The 23,092-nt window shown below is 63.0% G+C and carries 20 protein-coding genes and 1 other RNA gene; 11 read left to right on the top strand and 10 right to left on the bottom strand.

Annotation, left to right across the window (positions count from 1 at the left end; translation table 11 throughout):
* Both RSO67_RS21045 and RSO67_RS21040 read left to right on the top strand, forming a co-directional pair.
* Complete coding sequence (locus RSO67_RS21045) at nucleotides 1-1,215, top strand: DNA recombination protein RmuC (RefSeq protein WP_315840430.1); 1,215 nt, start codon at nucleotides 1-3, stop codon at nucleotides 1,213-1,215.
* 40 nt (nucleotides 1,216-1,255) lie between these two features.
* Nucleotides 1,256-2,623 carry an AmpG family muropeptide MFS transporter gene (locus RSO67_RS21040; protein ID WP_315840429.1) on the top strand — a complete coding sequence of 456 codons (1,368 nt, stop codon included), beginning with the start codon at nucleotides 1,256-1,258 and terminating at the stop codon, nucleotides 2,621-2,623.
* Between the two features lie 11 nt (nucleotides 2,624-2,634).
* Here the strand turns inward: RSO67_RS21040 and RSO67_RS21035 are convergent, their stop codons facing one another.
* The 5 genes from RSO67_RS21035 to ffs all read right to left on the bottom strand — a co-directional run bounded on the left by RSO67_RS21035 (nucleotide 2,635) and on the right by ffs (nucleotide 6,188).
* Complete coding sequence (locus tag RSO67_RS21035) at nucleotides 2,635-3,081, bottom strand: hypothetical protein (protein ID WP_315840428.1); 447 nt, start codon at nucleotides 3,079-3,081, stop codon at nucleotides 2,635-2,637.
* Nucleotides 3,082-3,097: 16 nt separating this feature from the next.
* Nucleotides 3,098-3,700, bottom strand: a complete 603-nt coding sequence (gene recR / locus RSO67_RS21030) for a recombination mediator RecR (RefSeq protein ID WP_315840427.1) — start codon at nucleotides 3,698-3,700, stop codon at nucleotides 3,098-3,100.
* A 1-nt stretch (nucleotide 3,701) separates the two neighbouring features.
* Nucleotides 3,702-4,022: a YbaB/EbfC family nucleoid-associated protein gene (locus RSO67_RS21025; RefSeq protein WP_315840426.1), complete on the bottom strand. Its 321-nt coding sequence runs from the start codon at nucleotides 4,020-4,022 to the stop codon at nucleotides 3,702-3,704.
* 21 nt (nucleotides 4,023-4,043) lie between these two features.
* Nucleotides 4,044-5,921 carry a DNA polymerase III subunit gamma/tau gene (locus tag RSO67_RS21020; protein WP_410001766.1) on the bottom strand — a complete coding sequence of 626 codons (1,878 nt, stop codon included), beginning with the start codon at nucleotides 5,919-5,921 and terminating at the stop codon, nucleotides 4,044-4,046.
* A 170-nt stretch (nucleotides 5,922-6,091) separates the two neighbouring features.
* Nucleotides 6,092-6,188: signal recognition particle sRNA small type (gene ffs, locus RSO67_RS21015), an RNA gene on the bottom strand.
* 180 nt (nucleotides 6,189-6,368) lie between these two features.
* On the opposite strand from ffs, the gene RSO67_RS21010 reads away from it, so the two are divergent.
* The 6 genes from RSO67_RS21010 to RSO67_RS20985 all read left to right on the top strand — a co-directional run bounded on the left by RSO67_RS21010 (nucleotide 6,369) and on the right by RSO67_RS20985 (nucleotide 11,363).
* Nucleotides 6,369-6,791, top strand: a complete 423-nt coding sequence (locus tag RSO67_RS21010; RefSeq protein ID WP_175368573.1) for an HIT domain-containing protein — start codon at nucleotides 6,369-6,371, stop codon at nucleotides 6,789-6,791.
* 5 nt (nucleotides 6,792-6,796) lie between these two features.
* Nucleotides 6,797-7,735, top strand: coding sequence for an NAD(+) diphosphatase (gene nudC, locus RSO67_RS21005; RefSeq protein ID WP_315840425.1), 939 nt, complete (start codon nucleotides 6,797-6,799; stop codon nucleotides 7,733-7,735).
* 32 nt (nucleotides 7,736-7,767) lie between these two features.
* On the top strand, nucleotides 7,768-8,700 hold the full coding sequence (locus tag RSO67_RS21000; RefSeq protein ID WP_315840424.1) for a sugar kinase: 933 nt from the start codon (nucleotides 7,768-7,770) through the stop codon (nucleotides 8,698-8,700).
* A gap of 78 nt (nucleotides 8,701-8,778) precedes the next feature.
* Nucleotides 8,779-9,288 carry an Lrp/AsnC family transcriptional regulator gene (locus RSO67_RS20995; protein ID WP_089262825.1) on the top strand — a complete coding sequence of 170 codons (510 nt, stop codon included), beginning with the start codon at nucleotides 8,779-8,781 and terminating at the stop codon, nucleotides 9,286-9,288.
* 145 nt (nucleotides 9,289-9,433) lie between these two features.
* Nucleotides 9,434-10,471 carry a YeiH family protein gene (locus RSO67_RS20990; RefSeq protein ID WP_315840423.1) on the top strand — a complete coding sequence of 346 codons (1,038 nt, stop codon included), beginning with the start codon at nucleotides 9,434-9,436 and terminating at the stop codon, nucleotides 10,469-10,471.
* 10 nt (nucleotides 10,472-10,481) lie between these two features.
* Complete coding sequence (locus tag RSO67_RS20985) at nucleotides 10,482-11,363, top strand: LysR substrate-binding domain-containing protein (RefSeq protein ID WP_315840422.1); 882 nt, start codon at nucleotides 10,482-10,484, stop codon at nucleotides 11,361-11,363.
* A gap of 181 nt (nucleotides 11,364-11,544) precedes the next feature.
* Here RSO67_RS20985 and RSO67_RS20980 read toward each other — a convergent pair whose 3' ends face one another.
* The 3 genes from RSO67_RS20980 to hrpB form a co-directional block, all read right to left on the bottom strand.
* Nucleotides 11,545-13,044, bottom strand: a complete 1,500-nt coding sequence (locus tag RSO67_RS20980) for a phosphomannomutase/phosphoglucomutase (protein WP_315840421.1) — start codon at nucleotides 13,042-13,044, stop codon at nucleotides 11,545-11,547.
* 143 nt (nucleotides 13,045-13,187) lie between these two features.
* Nucleotides 13,188-13,706: a TIGR02281 family clan AA aspartic protease gene (locus RSO67_RS20975; protein ID WP_315840420.1), complete on the bottom strand. Its 519-nt coding sequence runs from the start codon at nucleotides 13,704-13,706 to the stop codon at nucleotides 13,188-13,190.
* Nucleotides 13,707-13,847: 141 nt separating this feature from the next.
* The gene (hrpB, locus tag RSO67_RS20970; protein WP_315840419.1) at nucleotides 13,848-16,322 is read right to left on the bottom strand and encodes an ATP-dependent helicase HrpB; all 2,475 of its coding nucleotides are present in this window, start codon (nucleotides 16,320-16,322) and stop codon (nucleotides 13,848-13,850) included.
* 202 nt (nucleotides 16,323-16,524) lie between these two features.
* Between hrpB and RSO67_RS20965 the strand changes: the two genes are divergently transcribed.
* A complete protein-coding gene (locus RSO67_RS20965) occupies nucleotides 16,525-17,589 on the top strand; it encodes an acyltransferase family protein (protein WP_315840418.1) in 1,065 nt (354 codons plus the stop codon).
* A 3-nt stretch (nucleotides 17,590-17,592) separates the two neighbouring features.
* Here the strand turns inward: RSO67_RS20965 and RSO67_RS20960 are convergent, their stop codons facing one another.
* Nucleotides 17,593-18,198: a hypothetical protein gene (locus tag RSO67_RS20960; protein ID WP_315840417.1), complete on the bottom strand. Its 606-nt coding sequence runs from the start codon at nucleotides 18,196-18,198 to the stop codon at nucleotides 17,593-17,595.
* Nucleotides 18,199-18,337: 139 nt separating this feature from the next.
* On the opposite strand from RSO67_RS20960, the gene polA reads away from it, so the two are divergent.
* Together polA and RSO67_RS20950 are read left to right on the top strand one after the other, a co-directional pair.
* The gene (gene polA / locus RSO67_RS20955) at nucleotides 18,338-21,373 is read left to right on the top strand and encodes a DNA polymerase I (protein ID WP_315840416.1); all 3,036 of its coding nucleotides are present in this window, start codon (nucleotides 18,338-18,340) and stop codon (nucleotides 21,371-21,373) included.
* Nucleotides 21,374-21,492: 119 nt separating this feature from the next.
* Entirely contained in the window at nucleotides 21,493-22,128 is a 636-nt protein-coding gene (locus tag RSO67_RS20950) for a LysE family translocator (protein ID WP_089262849.1), read from the top strand.
* A gap of 215 nt (nucleotides 22,129-22,343) precedes the next feature.
* Here RSO67_RS20950 and RSO67_RS20945 read toward each other — a convergent pair whose 3' ends face one another.
* On the bottom strand, nucleotides 22,344-22,970 hold the full coding sequence (locus tag RSO67_RS20945; protein WP_315840415.1) for a glutathione S-transferase family protein: 627 nt from the start codon (nucleotides 22,968-22,970) through the stop codon (nucleotides 22,344-22,346).
* Between the last annotated feature and the right edge of the window lie 122 nt (nucleotides 22,971-23,092).

Here is a 23,092-nt window from a genome sequence, read left to right as displayed (position 1 = left end):
ATGAACGAGATTCTTTTCATGATCGGCGACATGCCGGTCACCGCCGGCGTGGCATTGATGGGCTTCTGTGCTCTGGCGCTGGGTTTGCTGCTCACCATCGCCATCATCATCGCTCGCTCCGGTAGCCGCGGCGCCGCCATGGCCATGGCCCAGGCGATCCGCGCCGACGAACTGGAAGAACGCCTCAGCGAAGTGCTGAAGGCGCAGAACGAGGCCAACGGCCGCGTCGACGCCATGGGCCAGGCGCTGGCGGGCCGTCAGGCCGACATGGCACGCGCGGTGTCCGAGCGGCTGGACTCGGTGACCCATCGCGTGGGCCAGTCGATGGAACAGACCACTCGCAACACCATGGAAAGCCTGAGCGCGCTGCATGAGCGGCTGGGCATCATCGACAACGCCCACAAGAATCTCACCGACCTCACCTCGCAGGTGACGACCTTGCGTGACGTGCTCGCCAACAAGCAGTCGCGTGGCGCCTTCGGTCAGGCGCGGATGGAAAGCATCGTCAAGGACGGCATGCCGAACGGTGCCTATGCGTTCCAGCACACGCTGTCGTCGGGCAAGCGGCCGGATTGCGTGATCTTCCTGCCGGACCAGCGCCCACTGTGCATCGACGCAAAATTCCCGCTGGAGGCCGTCACAGCGCTGCATGACGCACGCAGCGACGACGAGAAGAAATACGCGGCGCAGCGCCTGCGCGCCGACGTGATGAAGCATGTCACCGATATCGCCGAGAAATATCTGGTCGCCGGCGAGACGCAGGATACGGCGCTGATGTTCGTGCCGTCGGAATCCGTCTATGCTGAAATCCACGACGGTTTCGATGACATCATCCAGAAAGCCTATCGCGCCCGCGTCGTGCTGGTGTCGCCGTCGCTGCTGATGCTGGCGATTCAGGTGATGCAGCAGATCCTGAAGGACGCGCGGATGCGCGACGCCGCCGACCAGATCCGCACCGAGGTACTGAATCTGGGCGACGACCTCACCCGCTTGCGCGATCGCGTGATGAAGCTGCAGACCCATTTTGGGCAGGCCAATGAGGACGTCCGCCAGATCCTGATTTCCGCCGACAAGATCGAGAAGCGCGCCGGCCGCATCGAGGAACTGGATTTCAGCAAGAGTGAACCCGCAACGGAAGTGACCCCGGCGATCGCCAAGACCGCCGCCCCCGACATGTTCGCGCCGCTGCCGCGCAAGATTCAGGCGGGGGAATAGGCCACAGGCCGCTTCCCCCCGAATCTGCTAACCCTTCCCCATGACCAGCGCGCCTGACTCGTCCGAAGCCGCCCTCGCCTTGAAGCCCCGTGCCACCTGGCGCGAGAGCATGGTGGTGTATCTGCAGCCACGGGTGCTGATCGTGCTGCTGCTTGGCCTGTCGTCGGGTCTGCCGCTTGCATTGTCCGGTTCCACGCTGCTGGTGTGGATGCGCGAATCCGGCGTCGATCTCGGCACCATCGGGCTGTTCGCTCTTGTTGGCACGCCCTACACGCTGAAATTCCTCTGGGCGCCTTTGGTCGATGCGCTGCATGTGCCGTTCTTCACGCGACAGTTCGGCCGCCGCCGCGGCTGGCTGGTATTTTCACAGCTGCTGCTGATCGGCGCGATCCTGCTGCTGGCGCTGACCGATCCGGCGCGCTCGCCGCTGTTCGTAGCCCTTGGCGCCCTGCTGGTCGCTGCCATGTCATCGACGCAAGACATTGTCGTCGATGCGTTTCGTGTGGAGAGCCTGCCGGAGAGCGAACAGGCGGCCGGCATGGCGTCCTATGTCGCGGCCTATCGCATCGGCATGCTGATCTCCACCGCCGGCGTGCTGTTTCTGGTCAGCGCCTTCGAGAGCACGGGCATCGCGCGCTCCACCGCATGGATGTGGGGCTATGTGGCGATGGCTGCGATGGTGCTGATCGGCACGGTCACAGCGCTTGCGGCCACCGAGCCCGAGCAATCCGCACAGGCCGAAGCGGCCACGCGCGGCGAAAGCACCTTCACGCGCGTGTTGCAGGCCGCAATCGGCGCGTTCTCCGAATTCCTGGCGCGCAAGGACGCCTGGGCGGCGCTGGCGTTCGTGGTGCTGTTCAAATTTACCGATGCGTTTTCTGGCACCATGACCGCGCCCTTCGTGATCGATCTCGGTTTCACGCGGAATGACTATGCGGCCATCGTCAAAGGCGTCGGCCTTGCCGCGACGCTGATTGGCGGTTTCGCTGGAGGTTTTGTCGCGCGGCGCTATTCGCTTGCGGCGAGTTTGTGGATCGGCGCCGTGTTGCAGGCGGTGTCCAATCTCGCCTTCTCGTGGCTCGCCATCGTCGGCGTCAATCAATGGGCGCTGGCACTGGCCATCTCGGTCGAGAATTTCACCAGCGCCATCGGCACGGTGATCTTCGTCGCCTATCTCTCCGCGCTCTGCAAGAATCCGCTGCACACGGCCACGCAATATGCGCTACTCACAGCGCTCGCTGCGGTCGGGCGGACCTATCTGTCAGCAGGCGCAGGTTACGTTGCGCAAGCGATGGGATGGCCGATGTTCTTCGTCATCAGCGTGGTGGTCGCGGTACCGAGCCTGATCCTGCTGATCCGGCTGCAGCGCCGCGCGCATTTCGAGATGCTGGGGCCGGTGCGGGTTTAACCGAAGCGAACTCAGTTCGGCTTCGTCACCACGCTCCATTTCGTCACGAGCGCTTCACTCATCTGCCCGGCCTGCTCGGCGCAGGTGACTTCAGCAACCTTGAGCGCCACTTCCTTGCCGACAAGTTTCTTCAGCTGCGTGGCTTGCGCGTCATTGGCGACGACGATCTCGAAGGTCTCGGGGCCGGTCTCGAGGTTGCACAGACCGGCGGGGGCCGGCAGCCGGCGGGGCTCACTGACCACTTGATACACATTGGTGCGCTTGCCCTTGGCGTCACGGCTGCGCATGGCATTGAGTTGCCCGGTCAGCACATCGCCGATCTTCATCGTCTTCGGTGCCACCGGTGTCGTTGGCGCAGCCGGCGTTTCCGTCGCGCCGCTGGCAGCCGTCGCAAACAGGCCGGCCGCGCAAATCGCCGCCGCCCAGATCGGCAAAGCCTTCAAGTCATATCGTGTCATCAATGCTCTTCCAGTCTTAAAACAGCGTCCGCTGTCGCATCGCCGCCGACAACGTGCCTTCGTCGAGATAATCGAGTTCACCACCAACCGGCACGCCATGGGCCAGCCGCGTCACCTTCACATTGGCCTCCTGCAGGAGGTCGGTGATGTAATGTGCCGTGGTCTGCCCATCAACCGTCGCATTCAGCGCCAGGACGATTTCACTCACTTCTGAATCATGCGCACGTGATATCAGTGCGTCGATGGTCAGATCCTGCGGGCCGACGCCGTCGAGCGGCGACAGCGTTGCACCCAATACATGATACTTGCCCGTCGTCGCATGGGCGCGTTCGAGCGCCCACAGGTCAGCGACATCTGCGACTACGACGATTGTCGAGGGATCGCGGCGCGGGTCCGTGCAGATCGTGCAGGGATTCTGCGTGTCGATATTGCTGCAGACCTTGCAGACCTGAATACGGTCGATCGCGACCTGCAAGGCACCGGCCAGCGGCGTCATCAGCGCCTCGCGCTTCTTGATCAGATGCAGCGCGGCACGCCGGGCCGAGCGCGGGCCAAGCCCGGGCAGCCGCGCCAGCAGTTGAATCAGGCGCTCGATTTCCGGACCGGCCGTGGACGCCATCTCAGGTAAGGCCCATCCCCGGCGGCAGACCGAGGCCGCCGGTCAGCGCCTGCATCTTCTCTTGCATCGCAGCTTCCGCCTTGCGGCGCGCATCGCCCAGCGCGGTGACCAGCAGGTCTTCCAGTATCTCGACTTCATCGGCTTTCATCAGCGACGGATCGATCTTCACGGCCTTCACTTCGGTCTTCGCGGTCATCCGCACTGACACGAGGCCGCCGCCAGAGATACCTTCGACCTCGACATGGTCGAGCTCGTCCTGCATCGCCTTCATCTTCGATTGCAGCTGCGCTGCCTGTTTCATCATGCCGAGAAAATCAGCCATGAGCTTTCCTTCGCAATTCGATTAATCGTCGTCGTTGAGACCGTCGGACGCATCGTCGCTGATCAGGTCACTGTCACTACCGCTAAATTCCGGCGGCTCGGGGGCGATGACACGCACTTCGACCTTCGCACGAGGAAACCGTGCGAGTACTTCCTTCACTCGCGGATCGGCCTCCGCCGCGCGCTGGCGCTCGTTCTTCTGCTCGAGCTGCTGCTCACGCAACGTCGCCTGGCCCTGTTCGTTGGACACGATCACGGCCCAGCGTCGGCCCGTCCATTGTTCAAGCTTGCGCGACAGATCGTTGATCAATGTGCGCGACGCCGTACGCTCCATCGCCAGCTCAAGCCGTCCGTCCTCGATCCTGATCAGGCGTACATCCGCTTCAAGCGCACCGCGCACCATCAGGTCACGTTTCTCGCCGGCCAGTGCCACGAGCTCAGCGAAAGTCGAAATCTTCAGCACGGCCGCGGGCGGCGCGTCTGCCATGCCGACTTGCGGTCGCGGCGATGGTTCTGCGCTGCCGCGCTGCATGGTCGGACCACGCGACGCACTCGCCGACATCGTCGGCATGGCGGATGGCATCTGCGCTGACGGCAAGGATGCCGACGGAGCGGACGATGGCGCGGCACGGCCTCCACCATTCGTTGGGATCATCGGCGACGTCCCGCCATTCTGATCGAGCATCCGGATCGCTTCATCCGGCGTCGGCAAATCGGCAACGTAAGCGATGCGCACCAGCACCATCTCTGCGGCGGCGGCGGGACGCGTCGCTCCCTGCACTTCCGTGATGCCCTTGAGCAACATCTGCCACATGCGCGACAGCACACGCATGGAGAGCTTCGAGGCGAAATCGCGTGCGCGCAGACGTTCGGTCTCGCCAAACGCGACATTGTCGGCGGTTGCCGGCACGATCTTCACGCGGGTGACGAAATTGACGAATTCGGCAAGATCGCTCAGCACCACGATGGGATCGGCGCCGACATCATATTGTTCACGAAACTCGCGGAAGGCACTGGCGATGTCGCCGCGCGCCAGCGAATCGAACAGGTCGATCACCCGGGTGCGGTCGGCAAGGCCGAGCATCTGCCGGACCGCATCGGCGCGCACGGTGCCTGCGGCATGCGCAATGGCCTGATCGAACAGCGACAGTGAATCGCGCACCGAGCCTTCGGCGGCGCGGGCGATGATGCCCAGCGCTTCCGGCTCGACCTCGACATTCTCTTTGCCCGCAATGTTCGACAGATGCGACATAAGCACGTCGGCATCGACGCGGCGCAGGTCGAAGCGCTGGCAGCGCGACAGTACCGTCACCGGCACCTTGCGGATTTCAGTGGTGGCGAACACGAACTTGGCGTGTTCCGGCGGCTCTTCCAGCGTCTTCAGGAACGCGTTGAAGGCCGCGGTCGACAGCATGTGGACTTCGTCGATGATGTAGACCTTGTAGCGCGCGCTGGAGGGCGCATAGCGCACGCTGTCATTGATCTGGCGGACATCGTCGACGCCGGTATGCGACGCGGCGTCCATTTCGAGAATGTCGATATGCCGGCTTTCCATGATCGCCTGGCAATGGATGCCGGGCGTCGGCATGTGGATGGTCGGGCCTTTGACCGAGCCATCCGCCATTTCATAATTCAATGCGCGCGCGAGAATACGCGCCGTCGTCGTCTTGCCGACCCCGCGAACGCCGGTGAGAATCCAGGCCTGCGGAATGCGGCCGGTCTCGAACGCGTTGGAGACGGTGCGGACCAGTGCTTCCTGGCCGATCAGATCGTCGAAACTGCCGGGGCGGTATTTGCGCGCGAGCACGCGATAGGGCGTGGCGGCAGCAGGCGCCGGGGCAGCGCCCATATCGAAACCGGTCTGGTGATCATCGGGAGGGGACGTGCCAGCGTCGGTCATCGAGGAATCCGCAATGTGTTGTCTCGTAAAGCCGGCTTGCGGAACATCTGGCGCATCATAGGCGGAACGGGACACAGGTTCCGGCCTTCGATGCTGCCTCACTCATCGAACAAGGCGCCCACCGAGCAAACGACCCATGTGCAGGACGCTGAATTTGCTCGATAAAACAAGTAGGAGACTGACGAGCGACCCGATCCGGATCTCGTTAGGGCTGCTTCCTTCCGGACCTGACCCGATTGGCGAGTGGCTCGTCCACCGCCAATCTCCCGGTGCTTATTTGGGGCCAAAATGGTCGGAAAGCAAGCGCGGCGCGTGTCGCAAGTCCGCCGCAAGATTTGCGCAGGAAAGTCGCAAGAAAACGTGGTCCAGACGCGCAAAACCGGCCATGACGGGAGTTGTCTGCGCAGCCGCTTCCTGCGACGCTGTGCGCCTTAATCGAGAGTCAGAATGGCCGCTCCCTCCTCCTGGTCGCTGCACGAGCAGCTGCAACAAGACACCATCGACATCGGCGACCTCCCCCTCAGCCGCGTGCTGGTGGTGAAGGACGCGCACTACCCCTGGCTGATGCTGGTGCCGCGCCGCGCCGACACGACCGAGATCATCGATCTCGACGAGGTCGCGCAGGGCCAGTTGATGACCGAGATCAACCGCGTCGGCCGCGCGCTCAAAGAAACCACCAAATGCGACAAGCTCAATGTCGCCGCCCTCGGCAACATGGTGCCGCAGTTGCACGTCCACATCATCGCCCGCCGCAAGACCGATGCCGCCTGGCCGCGGCCGATCTGGGGCGTGATGCCGCCACTCGCCCATGACGCCGCCGAAGTGCAGCGCTTCATCTCAGAACTCCGCCGCAAGATCTGGCTCGGTTGACCATCATGACAAGCACCATGTTTCCGCTCGGCCATCCGGCCTTCGTCTCCAACACGCTCGATCGCGCCGCGCATCTGCGCTTCAGCGACGAGAAACTGTTCGCACTGGAGGGCAAAAGCTCCTCGCGCGCTTATGTGATCTATCGCGACTCGCTGGTCATGAAGAAGGATGGCGATGCCCAGCGCGCGCTGCTGACCATCGACGAAGCGCTGAAGTTCGGCGCCAATCCCGGCACTGTCTTTCTCGGCCTGCGTGATGGCGATGCCGTATTCGGCATGGGCATCGGCGCACCCGCCGTGGAAAAGCTGCTGACCCGCGACGATGTCGTCGTCAGCGAACTCCGCGGCATGGCCATGCAGGGCGTGGTGCCGCCGGAGCAGCTTTCGGCGGTTGCACAGGCCAAGTCGCTCGTCTCATGGCATCAGCGCCACGGGTTCTGCGCCAATTGCGGCGCCAAGTCGTCGATGGCCGAAGGCGGTTGGAAGCGCGTCTGCCCGAGCTGCAAGACCGAACATTTCCCGCGCACCGATCCTGTCGTCATCATGCTGGTGGAGAAGGGCGACAAGTGCCTGCTCGGCCGCCAGAAGCAGTTCGCGCCGGGCATGTATTCGTGCCTCGCCGGTTTCGTCGAAGCGGCCGAGACCATCGAGGACGCAGTGAAGCGCGAGATCTTCGAGGAAGCCGGCATCCGCTGCACGGACGTCACCTATTACATGACACAGCCCTGGCCCTACCCGTCATCCCTGATGATCGGCTGCTCGGCCCGCGCCATCAGCGACGAGATTACCGTCGACAAAATGGAACTTGAGGACGCCCGGTGGTTTGACCGTGACGAGGCGATGCTGATGTGGAAACGCGAACACCCCGACGGGCTCGCGGGACCACATCCATTCGCCATCGCGCATCATCTGCTCGGTCGCTGGCTGCATCCCGACCAAGCCTGACCTGCAAGTCTGACTTTACGGGGGAGTTTCTCATGAGTGCCAAGCCTGTCCACGTATTGTGCATCGGCCTGCCGGTTCGCGACCTGACCTTTGCCGTCGAATCCGTACCCGGGCGTGGCCAGAAATTCCCTTCCCAACGGTTCGCCCAGATCATCGGCGGCAACGCGCTCAACGCCGCCATCGGCGTCAGCCGGCTGGGCGGCCGGTCGTCAATGACCGGACCGATGGGCGACAAGAGCGAAACCGCCGACCAGTTTCTGTTCGACGATCTTGCCAAGGAAGGCATCGACTCCGCGCATCTGGTGCATATGCCGGGTCTGGTGACACCGATCTCGGCCGTCATGATCGACCCTTCGGGCGAGCGCACCATCGTCACCTTCCGCGATCCCGAACTCTGGAAGGTGAAGTTGCCCGACCACGACGTGCTGCTGAAGGACAGCAGCGCCATCCTGGTCGAGAGCCGCTGCGCGGGCTTTGCCACCGAGCTTTGCATCGAGGCGCGCCATCGCGGCATTCCCGTCGTCGTCGATATCGATAGCACGCTGTCACAGCGCGAGGGCCTGCTGACCGCTTCCTCGCACCTGATCTTCTCGGACGATGCGCTGCAATCGACCGCTGGGATCACCGACAATCTCAAGGCGCTGCAGAAGATGGCAACGCTGACCTCGTCCTTCCTCGCCGTCACCCGCGGCCCCCGCGGTACGCTTTGGCTCGACGAGCAGGGACATCCGAAGGAAACTCCGGCCTTCCCGGTTCACACCGTTGATACCCTCGGCGCCGGCGACATTTTCCATGGCGCCTTCGCGCTGGAATTCGCGGGCGGCAAGTCGGTACCGGAGGCGCTGCGCTTCGCGTCCGCCGCCGCGGCCCTGAAATGCACCCGCTATGGCGGTGCTTTTGCCTGCCCGCAACGTGCTGAAGTCGAACAGCTTTTGAGGGAATCCAGGGTCGGCGCCCTTAGCTGAGGCCGCGCAGGGCTTGCTTTGGAAGAATGTTCTATATATGAGGTTACATTACCCCATAATTAGAACAAAGTTCTTCCCATGACCGATGTCGCCGACCAGCCCCTTGAATCCACCCGCCGCCTCGATGCGATCGATCGCAAGATCCTGACGGTGCTGCAGGAAGACGCCTCGCTATCGGTGGCCGAGATCGGCGACCGCGTGGGGCTTTCGTCGACACCGTGCTGGAAGCGCATCCAGCGCCTCGAGGCCGATGGCGTGATCCTCCGCCGGGTGGCGCTGGTCGATCAGAACAAGATCGGCCTCGGTATCTCGGTGTTTGTCTCGGTGGAGAGCGGCGACCATTCCGACGCCTGGCTGAAGAAATTCGCCGATGCCGTCAGCGCCATGCCGGAAGTCATGGAATTCTACCGGATGGCCGGCGACGTCGACTACATGCTGCGCGTGGTGGTCGCGGACATGCAGAGCTACGACATTTTTTACAAGAAGCTGATCAGTGCCGTGGCGCTGAAGAACGTCACCTCTCGCTTCGCCATGGAGAAGATCAAGTCGGTCACGGCGCTGCCGGTGCCACCGATGCCGGCTGCTTGAGGAATACCGTGCTGTCGTCGCCCAGTCGGACCGGGCGACGGCGCCGAGACAGATCAATCATATATTTCGATTGAATCAACAATAACGATCAATTAGATTTATTGATCGAACGGCATGAGGATGTGGCCAAACCGGAGTTTGGCCCATGACCGTTCTTGCCCAAGATGCGAACCGCACTAGCCCGCTTGCTGCTCGCAACCTCCCGCTTCTTCCCGGATTGGCGCTCACCGCCGCAATCGCCGGCGCCGCATTCGCCTTGCGTGAGATGCCCTATGTCGGCCTGGCCAGTCCGATGATCCTGGCCATCGGCATCGGTATCGCGATCCAGAACACATCCGGCACGCCGGCTGCAGCCAAAGCCGGCATCACCTTCTCCATGCGCAGCATCCTGCGCTTCGCCATCATCCTGCTCGGCCTGCAGATCACCGCGGCGCAATTGCTCGAGGTTGGCGCCGTCGGTTTTGCAGTGATCGCAGCGACGCTCATTGCAACCTTCGTCTTCACCACCTGGCTCGGCCGCACTATGGGCATCGACCGCCAGCTTGTCGAACTGATTGCCGCCGGCACATCGATCTGCGGCGCCTCCGCCGTGATCGCGACCAACACCGTGACCCGCGCGCCCGATGAGGATGTCGCCTATGCGGTCGCCTGCGTCACCATCTTTGGCTCGATTGCCATGTTCGTCTATCCGCTACTCGGTAGCGCGCTGCAGCTCGACCCACATCATTTCGGACTTTGGGCTGGCGCATCGATCCACGAGATCGCGCAGGTGGTCGCGGCCACCTTCCAGCAGAGCCGCGACGCCGGCGAATTCGGCACCGTCGCGAAACTCGCGCGCGTGATGATGCTGGCACCGGTGGTGATCACACTTGGCCTGCTGGCGACACGGCGCACACGTGCCATCGGCGCGGAATCCGGCAGCGCCAAGGTGCCGATGCCATGGTTCGCCTTCGGCTTCGTGGCGATGGTGATCGTCAACAGCCTCGTCAACGTCCCGCATGCGGCCATGACAGTGATCGTGCCGGTCACGACCTTCCTGCTGACTATGGCGCTCGCCGCAATGGGGCTGGAAACCAATATCCAGAAGCTGTGCGCCAAGGGCCTGCGCCCGCTGCTGCTCGGCGCCGCAGCCTTCCTCTTCATTGCCAGCTTCAGCCTTGTACTGGTGAAAATAGCTACATGATGGAGATGCCATGACGCTCGAACAGCTCCGGATCTTCGTCGCCGTCGCAGAACACGAGCACATGACGCGGGCTGCCGAGAGTCTGCATCTCACCCAATCCGCCACCAGCGCCGCCATTGCGGCGCTGGAGACGCGCTATGCGACGCAACTGTTTCACCGTGTCGGCCGCCGCATCGAATTGACCGAGATTGGCCGCGCCTTTCTGATCGAAGCCCGGGCCGTACTGGCACGCGCCGCCGCCGCGACGACCGTGCTCACCGATATGGCCGGCATGACGCGCGGCTCCCTGGCGCTGGCCGCGAGCCAGACCGTCGGCAATTACTTTCTGCCGCCTGTCATGGCGCGCTATCGCCAGCGCTTCCCCGGCATCGACCTCAGCCTGCGCATCGGAAATACCGAACAGGTGGCCGACTGGGTGCGCGATGGCGAAGTCGACCTCGGCATCGTTGAAGGCGCGGTTGACGATCCGGCGCTCGCGACCCAGCCCGTGAGCGACGACGACCTCGTGCTAGTGGTCGGCCGATCGCATCCATGGGCGAAGCAACACACTGTCGTGCCGGGTCAGTTCGCCGAGACAGACTGGGTGCTGCGTGAAGCCGGCTCCGGCACGCGCGCCATCGCACAATCGGTGCTGGAGCAATCAGACATCGCGCCTGACCACATTCGCGTTGCCATGGAGCTGCCGTCGAACGAAGCCGTCTGCGCCGCCGTCGTGGCTGGCGCTGGTGCAAGCATCATTTCACGCTTGGTTGCCGCCGCCTTGATCGGCACCGGCGATCTCATCGCCATCAAGGCCTCGCTGCCGACACGGCGCTTCATCCAGCTGCGCCACAAGGAGCGCTATGTGACGCAGGCGACAAGGGAGATGTCGGAGATGATGGGGGCGCGATGAGTAAATCGTTACACGTCGACTATCAACCTGGAACGCTGTCATGCCCGGGCCTGACCCGGGCATCCATCTTTACGAGCAAGCGCGAACGGAAGATGAATGGCCGGGTCAAGCCCGGCCATGTCGTGGGGAGAGGTCCGCGCGCAACGGGAAGATCGGACGCGCTGTCACGCGAGGAAGAGTGCTAAATCGTCTGGTTATACGCACCGACTTCCGGATGCGTCCGCAGCACCACATTCATGGCCTCGAACATGTCGTGCATCCGCGCTTCGGAGACCGGGCTTTCGACCACGACCACGAGTTCCGGCTTGTTGGACGATGCGCGCACAAGACCCCAGCTGCCGTCCTCGCAGGTGACGCGCACGCCGTTGACGGTCACGAGATCACGGATCGCTTGTCCGGCAACCTTGTCGCCTTTCTTCTGCGCATCCTCGAAATGCTTCACCACCGCAGTGACGACGCCGTATTTGGTCTCGTCGGCACAATGCGGCGACATGGTCGGCGACGACCAGGTCTTCGGCAGCGCGTCCTTGAGATCGGCCATGGTCTTACCCGGCGCGCGGTCCATCATCTCGCAGATCGCAATCGCCGACACGAGGCCGTCGTCATAGCCGCGCCCCACCGGCGCATTGAAGAAGAAGTGACCGGACTTTTCGAAGCCAGCGAGCGCATTCAGCTCATTGGTGCGGCGCTTCATGTAGGAATGGCCGGTCTTCCAATAGGTCGTCTTCGCATTCTGCTTCTGCAGCACCGGATCGGTCACGAATAATCCGGTCGATTTCACGTCGACCACGAAGGTCGCATCCTTGTGAACCGCGGACATATCGCGCGCGAGCATCACGCCGACCTTGTCGGCGAAGATTTCCTCGCCGGTGTTGTCGACGACGCCGCAGCGATCACCGTCACCGTCGAAACCGAGACCGACATCGGCCTTGTGTTCGAGCACTGCATCGCGGATCGCGTGCAGCATTTCCATGTCTTCCGGATTCGGATTGTATTTCGGAAAGGTGTGATCGAGCTCGGTATCCAGCGGGATCACCTCGCAGCCGATCGCTTCCATCACTTGCGGCGCGAAAGCACCGGCGGTACCGTTGCCGCAGGCCACGACGACCTTCAGCTTGCGCTTCAGCTTCGGGCGGTTGGTGAGATCGGCGATATAGCGCGCCGGATAATTCTCGTGGAATTGATAGGAGCCGCCAGCCTTGTTCTTGAACTCGGCATTGAGCACGATTTCCTTGAGCCGGGTCATCTCGTCCGGGCCGAAGGTCAGCGGCTTGCTGGCGCCTATCTTCACACCGGTCCAGCCATTGTCGTTATGCGAGGCCGTCACCATGGCGACACAGGGCACATCGAGATCGAACTGCGCGAAATAGGCCATCGGCGTTACCGCGAGGCCGATATCATGGACCTTGCAGCCGGCGGCCATCAGGCCCGTCATCAGCGCGTATTTGATCGAGGCGGAGTAGCCGCGGAAATCGTGCCCGGTGACGATTTCCTGTTTCTGGCCGAGTTCTGCAATCAACGCACCGAGCCCCATGCCCAGCGCCTGAATGCCCATCAGGTTGATTTCCTTGCCGAACAGCCAGCGCGCGTCATATTCGCGAAAACCCGTGGCCTTTACCATCGGCTCGGATTCGTAAGCGTAGGTATTCGGCACGAGCAAGGGCTTCGGCTTCGGAAACATCGCGGGACCTCGCATCTATTGGGATCAATCTCGAATGCGCAGGCTTAGCCTTTGCGCACGCCTGTGGGAAGACGCATGGGCATTCAAGGATGCGAGTTTGTTTAGAATTGGGCTGCGGCGTGAATGCGTGGGGATATGAGGTACTACTGTTCGAGTACCATCCGGCCATTTGCATATTCGAAGCGTTTCAACTTCGAGAGAAACGACAGGCCGAGCAGATTCTCGGACAGTGCCTCATCGGGCAGCACCATCGCATCGACATCACGCACGGTCAGCTCGCCGACCTGCACGACAGCGATTCGCGCGCGCGCAGCCTTCAGCGTTCCGTTCGCCGTTGTCACCGTGGCGTTATAATCGGCACGCGAGGGACGCAGGCCAAATCGCGCCGCCGACTTTTCATTCAATGCGATGACGGACGCGCCAGTATCGACCATGAAGCCGATGCGCTGGCCCTCGATACTCCCCTCAGTCTGGAAGTGACCGCGCGCATCGCGCGCAATCGACAGGCTGCGGACACCGGCCTTTGCGTTGCCCTCTGTGGTGGGTGCGGGGGATGACGCCTTCGCCATAGCCGGCGTCGTCGCCGTCATCTTGTCGGCCATCTGCGCCATCACGGTGCCCAGACCGATCAGGATCGCCGCGAAGAACATGATACTACGCATACGCAACCTCACTGAACGTAATCAGGGGAACCGCGAGTTCATCACACGGGCTCACCACCGTCCGTTCAGGACGGTCTTACAGACTGCTATTTTCGCGAAAAGGATGAGCGAAGCGTTAATGAGCGGCACTTTGCCTGATGATCACGTCCCGCGCGGCTTTACGCGGCGCGTCGGCAGTGCATTGGCGGGGTCTTCCGGCCAGGGATGGCGCGGATAGCGGCCGCGCAGGTCGGAGCGCACATCGAGGTAGCTGCCCCGCCAGAAGCCCGGCAGGTCGCGCGTCACCTGCACCGGCCGCTGCGCCGGCGACAGCAATTCCAGCACCAGCGGCACCTTGCCCTTGGCGACCGAGGGATGGGTGTTCAGCCCGAACAATTCCTGCAGACGGACGGCAATGGTCGGCCCCTGCTCAGCTTCATAATCGATCGCCAGCACGGTCCCCGTCGGCGCCTCGAAATGCGTCGGCGCTTCCTTGTCGAGCCGCGCGCGCAGATCCCAGGGCAGCAGGCCCATCACGGCATCTGACAGATCGCCGGCCGAAAAATCCTTCAGCGAGGTCTTGTCGAATAGCGCCGGCATCAGCCAGCTCTCGCGCGCCGCGGCGAGCGCAGTGTCGGACAGATCGGGCCAGGCGTCGCCTTCCGACGCGCGCAGGAACATCACGCGCCCCCGCCACTGCTCCAGCGCCTTCGACCATGGCAAGCGGTCGATGCCCGCGGCCACAAGACCGTCGGCGAAAACACGCGCGGTGTCTTCGGACGGCTTCAGTGTGAACGGCGCTTCCGAGAGCGTGATCGCATGCAGCACACGCTTGCGGCGCCCGCGCAGCGACATCGACGCACGATCGAAACTGACATCGTCGGTATTCTCGATCTGATCGGCGAAACGCGTTTCGATATCGGCCTGCGCGATCGGCGCCGCCAGCAGGATACGGCCATTGGCGGCGGTGCCGGTGAGTTCGGCCACCGCGATGTAAGGCGCGCGCGCCAGTGCGGCGCTTTGTTCGATCGACGCCCCGCGTCCATTGGCGAGCACAAAACTGCCATTGCCGCGGTTCCTGGCGACTCGGTCCGGGAAAGCGAAAGCAAGCATGGTGCCGGTGGAAAGCTCCTCGTTCTCTTGGGCTGAAGAAGATTTTTCCACCTGATCAGCCCAGCGCTCCGCGAGCTGCCGAGCGCTACCGACGCGCTGCGAACGGTCGCGGCGGAATTGATCGAGGCGGTGGTCGAGATCGACGCTATCGCCACCAAGACCACGTTCAGTGAGGATGGCAGCGATCTCGGCGGCCTCCTCGCCATAACCGAACCGCGCCGAATCCACGATCATGCGCGCCAGTCGCGGCGGCAGCGCCAGCGCGCGCAGCGCGTGACCTTCCTCGGTGATGCGGCCATCGCCATCCAGCGCGCCGAGTTCGCCGAGCAGGCCGCGCGCTTCCTTCAGCGCCGGCGCGGGCGGCGGATCCAGGAAGGTCAGTTGCGCGGGATCGCTGACGCCCCATTGCGCAAGATCGAGCACCAGCGTCGACAGATCGGCGCTGAGAATTTCCGGCTGCGTGTAGGCCGGCAGCGACGCCGTCTGCGGCTCGTCCCACAGCCGATAACAGATGCCGGGCTCCGTACGTCCTGCACGGCCGCGGCGCTGATCGACGGCGGCGCGCGAGGCCCGCACGGTTTCCAGCCGCGTCAGCCCAATGTCCGGCTCATAGCGCGGCACGCGCGCGACGCCGGAATCCACGACGATGCGCACGCCTTCGATGGTCAGCGAGGTCTCGGCAATCGAGGTCGCCAGCACCACCTTGCGCTGCCCCTTGGGCGCCGGCTGGATCGCACGGTCCTGCACGCCGGCATCAAGTGCACCGAACAACGGCACGATCTCGATGGACGCGTCGTGCACGCGCTCGGCGAGAAAATTCTGCGTGCGGCGGATTTCCGCGGCGCCCGGCAGGAACGCCAGCACCGAGCCGGGATCGGCACGCAAGGCGGTCGCGATGGCGTCGGCCATCTGCCGCTCAAGCTGGATGTCGGGCTTGCGGCCGAGGTAGCGCGTCTCCACAGGATAGGCGCGTCCCTCGCTGGCAATGACCGGCGCTTCGCCAAGCAGTTTCGCGATGCGCGCGCCGTCGATGGTTGCCGACATCACCAGGATGCGCAGATCCTCGCGCAATCCGGTCTGCGCATCTCGCGCCAGCGCGAGGCCCATATCGGCATCGAGCGAGCGCTCGTGAAATTCGTCGAACAGCACCGCCCCGATAGTCTTCAGCTCGGGGTCATCGAGAATCTGCCGCGAGAAGATGCCTTCGGTGACGACCTCAATCCGGGTATTGCGCGAGATCTTGGAGCCGAAGCGCACCCGATAGCCGACAGTCTCGCCGACGCGTTCGCCCAGCGTCTTCGCCATCCGCTCGGCGCTCGCCCGGGCGGCGATGCGCCGCGGCTCCAGCATGATGATCTTCTTGCCCTGCAGCCACGGCGCATCGAGCAGCGCCAGCGGCACGCGCGTGGTCTTGCCGGCGCCCGGCGGGGCCACCAGCACCGCGGCATTGCCGGCCTCCAGCGCGCCCGACAGGTCGTCAAGCACAGCATCGATGGGCAGGGATGTATCGAAGGTTCGGGTCAAATCAGGCTCTGCAATGGTCCCGGCTGTCATACGCGGCAGCGGAGCGGCGGACCATCCCACATTCCTTAACCTGCGTTAACCACCCCACCAAACTCGCACTGCCGCGACCATTTGCGGGGCTTATTCTTCGGCTAGGGAAAGGCAATTGAAACCGATCTCGTCTCATGATCCGGCCAAAAGAAGCGCCGAACAGGGGATACCGATGACCACCAGTGGCACCTTCGCCGTCGCCGATCGCGCGGCGCAGTCGGGGACAGAGCGAATCGACTGGGTCGATTACGCCAAGGGGATCTGCATCATCATGGTGGTGATGATGCATTCGGTGCTGGGCGTGGAACTAGCCGCCGGCCAGACCGGCTACATGCATCTGCTGGTGGCCTTTGCCAAACCGTTCCGGATGCCGGATTTCTTCCTGATCTCGGGGCTCTTTCTGGCCCGTGTCATCGACCGCGACTGGCGGACCTATCTCGACCGCAAGGTCGTCCACTTCCTGTATTTCTACGTGCTGTGGGTGACCATCCAGTTCGGCTTCAAGGCGCCCGGCTTCGCCGCCGAACATGGCTGGGCCTACGTCGCCAACCTCTATCTGACCTCCTATATCGAGCCGTTCGGTACGCTGTGGTTCATCTATATGCTGCCGGTGTTCTTCATCGTCACCAAGCTGGCGCGGCGCGTGCCGCCGCTGCTGATCTGGGGCATCGCCGCCGCGCTGGAGATGGCGCATATCAGCACCGGTTGGACGATGATCGACGAGTTCTGCGCGCGCTTCGTCTATTTCTATTCCGGCTATCTGTTCGCAACGCAGGTGTTCGCGTTGTCCGATCGTGCGCGCGCCAAGCCGGCGATGGCATTGATCGGCCTTGCGGCCTGGGCGCTGGTCAATGCCGCGCTTGTCTATGATGGCTGCAGCGAATGGCCCGTGATCTCGCTGATGCTCGGCTTTGCCGGCGCGGTCGCCATCATCGTGATGGGCACGCTGCTGGCGAAAATGCAGTGGCTCGGCTTCATCCGCTTCTTCGGCGAGCATTCCATTGTCATCTATCTCGCCTTCTTCCTGCCGATGGCGACATCGCGCGCGCTGCTGCTGAAATTCAGCCCGTTCGACATCGGCACGATCTCGCTGCTGGTGACACTCTGCGGGGTCATCGGCGCGCTGGTGATCTGGAGGCTCGCACTGATGGTTCGTGCGAACTTCCTGTTCGAGCGCCCGACAGCGTTCTGGATCGCACCGAAGAAGAAAGGCGCGACCCTGCAGGCGGCGGAGTAAAACTCACACCACCTTGGGCGACGTGCCGTCATTGAGCTTTACGCCGTCCTTCATGCCCTTAATTTTGGCGCGGAAACCTTCCGCATCGCCGAAATCCGCAAAGCCGACATAATGCGGATGTGGGCCGAGCACGCGGCGCGCATGCTTGATCGGGCACCAATAGACCTCAGTGCGCGCGGCGACTTCGCGCACGAAGGCGGCGGCGCCATTGCAATAGGAGCAATAGGCGCAATTCACCTTCTCGATGATGTTGAGATAGGCGAGATGATGCCGGTCGAACACCAGATAGTCGCGCCGCCGCACCTTGGGGATACCATAGATCGGAAAGCAGATTGCCTGATAGGCCATCACCGAGAGATCGATCAGCACGAAGGGGATGATCAGCGAATAGATCACCGGAGCCGACAACACGATCAGCGGATTGGCGCTGAAGAGGTATTTCGACGCGCCCACCTTGATGGCGCGCTGCAGCTTCTCGATATCCTGCTCGAACACGATCTTGCGCCGCTCGAAACGGAAGCGCAGCTCTTCCCGCCGGCGGGTCAGCTCGGCCTCGATCTCGGCCTCCACGCCCTTCATCTTGTCCATCAGTTCGGCGAACTCGGGCATGACTGGTCCTTCGATTGGCAATGACCGGCGCAAGGACACATGGAACAGGGTGCGGCGCAAGCCGGGCGGCATCACAAAAACCGGCGGGATGACTGGCTGACAGACTGTCATTTCCGGCGAAAATCCTTAAGTTGCGGCCATGCCGAAAACCTCAGAAACAGCCGCCGCCAAGCCCGCCACCGTCAAGGCCCTCGCGAAGGGCGACCATGTCTTTCTGGTCGACGGCTCGTCCTATATTTTCCGCGCCTATCACGCGCTGCCACCGCTGAACCGCAAATCCGACGGACTGCAGGTCAATGCGGTGCTGGGCTTCTGCAACATGCTGTGGAAACTGATCCGCGACATGCCGCCGGACAACCGGCCGACGCATCTGGCGATCATCTTCGACAAATCGGAAGTGACTTTTCGCAACAAGCTCTACCCCGAATACAAAGCCCACAGGCCGCCGGCGCCGGACGACCTGATCCCCCAATTTGCACTGATCCGCGACGCCGTCCGCGCCTTCGACCTGCCGAGCATCGAGCAAGGTGGTTTCGAGGCCGATGACCTGATCGCGACCTATGTCCGCGAAGCCGGTGAACGCGGCGCGACCGCTACCATCGTGTCCTCTGACAAGGATCTGATGCAGCTCGTGACCGAGCAGGTCACCATGTACGACACCATGAAGGATCGTCGCCTCGGCATTGCCGAAGTGATCGAGAAATTCGGTGTGCCGCCGAACAAGGTCGTCGAAGTGCAAGCGCTGGCCGGCGACAGCGTCGACAACGTGCCCGGCGTCCCCGGCATTGGCATCAAGACGGCTGCGCAACTGATCACCGAATATGGTGACCTCGAAACGCTGCTGAACCGCGCTGGCGAGATCAAGCAGCCGAAGCGCCGGGAATCGCTGATCGAGCACGCCGAAAAGGCGCGCATCTCGCGGCAGCTTGTGCTGCTCGATGACAAGGTTGCGCTCGACGTGCCGCTCGATGACCTCGCGGTGCACGAGCCCGACGCGCGCAAGCTGATCGCGTTCCTCAAGGCGATGGAATTCTCGACGCTGACGCGGCGCGTTGCCGAATATGCGGAGATCGATCCGGCCGATGTGGAGGCCGACAGCGCGACGAAGAGCAGATCCGCGCCTTCCGCTCATAAGGCTGGCGGCGATCTGTTCGGGAACACCGAATCTACACCCACTGCAGCTACACCCGCTGCGAAAAGCAAAACAGGCGCAACTGGCCCAGTGAGCGGTAGCGCCCATGCGACCGGTCCAGGCAGCAAGGACGTGCTCACCCCGATCTCGCTGGCCAAGGCCCGCGCCGAAGCCGCACGCAAATTGCCGGTCAAGCGCGACGCGTATCAGCCGGTGCGCACGCTCGCCGATCTCGACAAGTGGATCGCGCGTATCCTCGATACCGGCCATGTCGCATTCGAATGCAAGGCGTCGTCGATCGATCCGATGCAGGCCGACATGGTCGGCATCGCGCTGTCGCTCGGTCCGAATGATGCCTGCTATGTGCCGCTGGCCCATCGCCAATCCGGCGACGGCGCTGGCCTGTTCGCCGCCGATCTCGAGCCCGACCAGATCAAGCCCGCCGATGCGCTTGCAGCGCTGAAGCCGGTGCTGGAATCCGCCGGCCTGCTGAAGATCGGCTTCAACATCAAGTTCACCGCGGTGCTGCTCGCACAACACGGCATCACGCTGCGCAACCATGACGATGTGCAGCTGATGTCCTATGCGCTCGATGCCGGGCGCAATGCCCATGGACTCGATGCGCTCGCCGAGATCTGGCTCGGCCATGCCATGCTGACCTTTGGCGAACTGATCGGCTCCGGCAAAGGCAAGCTGACGTTCGAGCAGGTCAAGATCGACCGCGCCACGGCCTATGCCGCCGAAGACGCCGACGTGCTGCTGCGGCTGTGGAATGTGCTGAAGCCGCGGCTTGCGGCCGAGCACATGACCACCGTCTATGAGACACTGGAACGACCGCTGATCTCGGTGCTGGCGCGCATGGAACGTCGCGGCATTTCCATCGACCGTCAGGTGCTGTCAAAACTCTCGGCCGACTTCGCGCAGACCGCTGCGCGCATCGAAGCCGAAATCCGCGAGATCGCCGGCGAAGAGGTCAATATCGGCAGCCCGAAGCAGCTCGGCGACATCCTGTTCGGCAAGATGGGCCTGCCGGGTGGCAGCAAGACCAAGACCGGCGCGTGGTCGACCTCTGCGCAGGTGCTCGATGACCTCGCCGAACAGGGCCACGAATTCCCGCGGAAAATCCTCGACTGGCGCCAGGTGTCGAAACTGCGCTCGACCTATACCGACGCGCTGCCGAATTATGTGCATCCGCAGACCCATCGCGTCCATACGACCTATGCGCTGGCGGCGACCACCACGGGCCGCCTCTCGTCCAACGAACCGAATCTGCAGAACATTCCTGTTCGTACCGAGGACGGCCGCAAGATCAGGCGCGCCTTCATCGCCGCGCCCGGCCACAAACTGGTGTCCGCCGACTACTCGCAGATCGAATTGCGCCTGCTGGCGGAGATCGCCGATATCCCCGTGCTGAAACAGGCCTTCCAGGACGGGCTCGACATTCACGCGATGACGGCGTCGGAAATGTTCGGCGTGCCGGTGAAGGACATGCCCGCGGAAATCCGCCGCCGCGCCAAGGCGATCAATTTCGGCATCATCTACGGCATTTCGGCCTTCGGCCTCGCCAACCAGCTCAGCATCCCCCGCGAGGAAGCCGGCGCCTATATCAAGAAGTACTTCGAACGTTTCCCCGGTATCCGCGCGTATATGGACCAGACGCGCGACTTCTGCAGGGAGCACGGCTATGTGCAGACCCTGTTCGGCCGCAAATGCCACTATCCGGACATCAAGGCGAGCAACGCCTCGATCCGCGCCTTCAACGAACGCGCCGCCATCAATGCGCGCCTGCAGGGCACCGCTGCCGACATCATCCGCCGTGCCATGACGCGAATGGAGGATGCGCTGGCAGAGAAGAAGCTGTCAGCGAAGATGCTGCTGCAGGTGCATGACGAACTGATTTTTGAGGTGCCCGACAACGAAGTCGCGGCGACGCTGCCGATCGTGCAGCACACCATGCAGGACGCGCCATTCCCTGCGGTGCTGCTGTCGGTGCCGCTGCACGTCGACGCCCGCGCGGCGGACAACTGGGAAGAGGCGCATTAGTTTTACCGCCAGAAACAGCATCGCAGATGGATTTCGACTATCTGCGATGCTGAATCCGGAATGGTTCAACGCCATCGCATGGGCTACACAACGATCATCCCCAGCCTGCGATCGGTCCCATGCCCCATCTCACATCCCTGCTCGGTTTCGCCCTCGTCTCGCTCGGCATGGTGCTGACGCCGGGGCCGAACATGATCTATCTGATCTCGCGCTCGATCACGCAGGGGCCGGCGGCCGGGATGGTGTCGCTTGGCGGCGTGGCGCTCGGGTTCATCTTCTACATGCTCTGCGCGGCCTTCGGCATCACCGCGCTGCTGTTCGCAGTGCCCTATGCCTATGACGCGCTGCGTCTTGCCGGTGCGGCCTATCTGCTGTGGCTGGCCTGGCAGGCATTGAAGCCGAACGGCCGCTCGCCGTTCCAGGTCAAGAAGCTGGCGATCGACAGCCCACGCAAATTGTTCGTCATGGGTTTCGTTACCAATCTCCTCAATCCGAAGATCGCCATGCTGTATCTGGCGCTGCTGCCGCAGTTCATCGATCCCACGGCGGGCAGCGTGCTGACGCAGTCGCTGGTGCTCGGATCGACGCAGACCATCATCAGCGTCGGCGTCAACGGGCTGATCGCGCTCGGCGCCGGGTCGATCGCCCTGTTTCTTGGCGAGCGACCGACCTGGCTCAAGCTGCAGCGCTGGCTGATGGGCACGGTGCTGGCCGGCCTCGCCGTGCGGATGGCGCTGGAAACGCGGAAGGCGTGATCTTCCTAACCTCGCCCCGCCCTTTGCGGGGAGAGGTCGCGCGCACCTTTGCGCGCGGGTGAGGGGCAAGGCACCGGGCCTGCCTCACGGTCTATCGGATCGGAAAGTCGAACCACGCGTTGAGTAATCCTCGAGTAGCACGGACGTTGTGACGTCAGCGCCATGCCCCTCACCCCAGCCCTCTCCCCGCAAAGGGCGGGGAGAGGGAGCCGACCTCAATCCAGCTTCGCGTCCATGCCGCGCTTCACGCCGGGCCGCGCCATCAACGCATCGTACCAACGGCCGACATTCGGGAAATCGGCGAACGACACCTTGTGGCGCTCATGGCGCCAGGCCCAGCCGAGGACGGCGAAATCGGCCACTGACAGCGCGCCGGCGACGAATTCGTGGTCGGCCAGGCGACGATCCAGCACGCCGTAGAGCCGGCGCGTTTCGTCGGAATAGCGCTTCAACCCGTAGGCACGCTGGCTTTCGTCCTCCAGCGCGATGAAATGGTGCACCTGGCCCGGCATCGGGCCGAAGCCCCCCATCTGCCACATCAGCCATTCCAGCACCGGGATGCGCTCGCCGAGAGACTTCGGCAGGAATTTGCCGGTCTTTTCGCCGAGATAGAGCAGGATGGCGCCGGATTCGAACACGCTGACCGGCTTGCCATCCGGCCCGTCAGGATCGACGATGGCCGGGATCTTGTTGTTCGGGCTGATTTTCAGGAATTCGGGCTTCATCTGCTCGCCCTTGCCGATATGCACTGGGAAGACCTTGTAAGGCAGGCCCATTTCCTCCAGTGCGACGGAGATCTTGCGGCCATTCGGCGTATTCCAGGTGTGCAACTCGATAGTCATGCGATTCCTCTTCCGGTCTTGCCCGATCTTGTTGCCCGGTCTGTAGCATCGTCCCAACAGGCGGTAAAACGGCCCGAGAGTGTTGACGACGCCCGTCCTGGTCTGGAATGTGCCGGAAAGCG

It is taken from the genome of Tardiphaga sp. 709, assembly GCF_032401055.1.
In the GTDB taxonomy this organism is placed as follows: domain Bacteria; phylum Pseudomonadota; class Alphaproteobacteria; order Rhizobiales; family Xanthobacteraceae; genus Tardiphaga.
Note: the sequence above shows the minus strand (reverse complement) of the source record. Positions and strands in the feature narration are given on the sequence as shown.